General features: G+C 44.9%; 1 protein-coding gene and 1 pseudogene. Both read left to right on the top strand.

The features are described 5' to 3' along the window. A pseudogene (locus R7Z50_RS28820) lies at positions 1–214 on the top strand (hypothetical protein); the annotation flags it as partial. 102 nt (positions 215–316) lie between these two features. After that, on the top strand, positions 317–615 hold a 299-nt coding region (locus R7Z50_RS28815), incomplete at its 3' end, for a DNA-formamidopyrimidine glycosylase family protein (protein WP_318149923.1).

The following is a 615-nucleotide window of genomic DNA, read 5'->3' as shown; positions in this document are numbered from 1 at the left end:
GCAAGCGCTCGAAGGTACGGAGTTATCTGCGCAGCAATACGGCACTCTTAAAGATAAGTTAGGCACACCAGAAACCATCGAAGTCTGGTATCAAGGCGTCGAAGAACCGCAGCGAATTACTCTTTATCGTCTTCATGATTTTTGGTTGTTCAAGAATTGGCAAGACAAGTGGATCGCGATTTCTGTTGATAGCAATTACATCATGCCTAAGTGAGAGGTGGTCAATAACCTCGTAGGTAAGCAGTGTTTACGCTTGTACTTTTCGATTATTCTAACTGCCTTTCAGTAAGGCTTTGAGTGTTCTAAGGAGAAATAAATGCCTGAACTACCAGAAGTTGAAGTAAGCCGGATGGGTATTAGTCCACATATGGTTGGACAAACGATTAAGGCATTTGTTTTTCGCACACCCAAACTGCGCTGGGATATCCCGCAAGAGCTGAAATTGCTTGAAGGGCAAGTGATTCGAGCCATTCATCGTCGCGCAAAGTATTTGCTCATAGAAACGGATGCAGGGACTGCCATTGTGCACCTTGGAATGTCAGGCTCGTTACGTGTGTTGGATGCTGATTTTCCTGCGGCTAAGCACGATCATGTCGATCTCAAACTTACAAATGG

It is taken from the genome of Vibrio sp. 1249-1, assembly GCF_033340495.1.
This window is presented reverse-complemented; position numbering and strand designations above follow the sequence as displayed.